Genomic DNA, 1,483 nt, shown 5'->3' on the forward strand with positions numbered 1-1,483 from the left:
GGGTCGAGCCACCGCCACCGCCGCCGCAGGCGGCCAGCAGTAGCACGGGGGTCAGGCACAGGGCGGCGCGCGCGAGGCGGCCTCTCGGCGTTGTCATCGGGGAACTCCGGCAGGTCAAGAACGCCGGGGCGGGCACTCAAACCCGCCCCGGCACGAAGGCATTCCTGGTCGTGCGTGGCTTGCCGGCGATCGATGCATTCATGTGCACTTGGGCAGATGAATGTGATTTACAACAAAATCCACAAATACAACCAATGCCTCGAATGCTGCGCGAGCCGCATGACAGCGCCGCGACAGCACCGGCCGAAAAAGAAAAAGGGGCCCGAAGGCCCCCGTGGTGGTCGAGCGCGCGCGCCTCAGCGGATCTGCGCCTCGTAGTGCTGCTCGATCGCCGCCAGCGAGGTCCAGAAGCCCGCGGGCGCGCGGCCTTCGAGCAGCGCTTCGAGCACCTCGAGGTGCGCATGCCAGCCGCTGGCCACGCTGACGGTTTCCTTGCGATCGGGCAGCCGGCGGTGCGTGAGCACGAGACGGGTCGCATCGCCCTGCGGCGCGAGTTCGAAAGTGACCTCGGAGGCGTCGTCCGCCTCGCTGCCCCAGCTGATGACCAGCAGCCTCGGCGCCTCGATGCGCAGCAGCCGCGACTTCTGCAGGTGCGGCGCGCGGTAGGCTGCGTAGCGCTCGGGCGCGGCCTCGCCCGAGAGCGTGGTGTGTTCGAAGCGCAGCTCGAACACCGCGCCGGGCTGCGGCGCCATGGTGCCGCCCGCGAGCCAGCGCGCGCGCTTCTCGGGATCGACCAGGCAGGACCAGACGCGCTCCACGGGCGCGGCCAGCAGGCGCTCGATGCGCAGGGTGCCGGGCTCGACGAGCCGGCCGAATCGTTCGGTGGTGGTCATGGGTGCTGCTCCTTGTGTCGGATGAGAAAAAGAAATCAGCCGGCGGCGTCGTCGCGCAGCGCCTGCTCGAGCGCATCGAGGCGGCCGCCCCAGAAGCCCTCGTAGTAGCGCAGCCAGGCGTCGGCCGTGGCCAGCGCCGTGGGTTCGAGCCGGCACACGTGGGCGCGGCCCTGCACCGTGCGCGACACCAGCCCCGCGCGCTCCAGCGTCTTCACGTGCTTGGAAGCACCGGCGAAGCTCATGCGGAACGGCGCGCCGAGTTCGCCCACGCTGCAGTCGCCCTGGGCCAGCAGCTGCAGCATGGTGCGCCGCGTGCTGTCGGCCAGCGCGTGGAAGATGGCGTCGAGCCGCTGGTCCTGGTGCTCGGTGGGTAGTTCAAGTTCAACCATAAGGTTGAATATAGGTCGGTTCCGGATTTCGTTCAACCCTTCGGTTGAATTTAAAAGGGGAAAGCGCCGTTACACCCGATACAGCCGGGACGCCCACCGCCCCCGTCGCGCTGGTGGCGCGGGGCCCCCGTTCCTACGATGCGGTCTCATCAACCACTCTCTTCGCACCAAGACACCCATGAACACACCGATCCGACGCCG

General features: G+C 68.5%; 2 protein-coding genes. Both read right to left on the reverse strand.

Features of this window, described 5'->3' with window-relative positions; translation table 11 throughout:
• Window positions 1-356: 356 nt before the first annotated feature.
• Window positions 357-893 carry an SRPBCC family protein gene (locus AC27VN_RS41270; protein WP_296782026.1) on the reverse strand — a complete coding sequence of 179 codons (537 nt, stop codon included), beginning with the start codon at window positions 891-893 and terminating at the stop codon, window positions 357-359.
• Window positions 894-928: 35 nt separating this feature from the next.
• On the reverse strand, window positions 929-1,282 hold the full coding sequence (locus AC27VN_RS41275; protein WP_490880485.1) for an ArsR/SmtB family transcription factor: 354 nt from the start codon (window positions 1,280-1,282) through the stop codon (window positions 929-931).
• Window positions 1,283-1,483 lie beyond the last annotated feature (201 nt).

Source organism: Variovorax sp. 20P10.2.4 (genome assembly GCF_058244205.1).

What these genes read in the sequence shown, in the direction of transcription:
- AC27VN_RS41275 (WP_490880485.1), bottom strand. Translation starts at nt 1,282, where the DNA reads ATGGTTGAACTTGAACTACCCACCGAGCACCAGGACCAGCGGCTCGAC.
- AC27VN_RS41270 (WP_296782026.1), bottom strand. Translation starts at nt 893, where the DNA reads ATGACCACCACCGAACGATTCGGCCGGCTCGTCGAGCCCGGCACCCTG.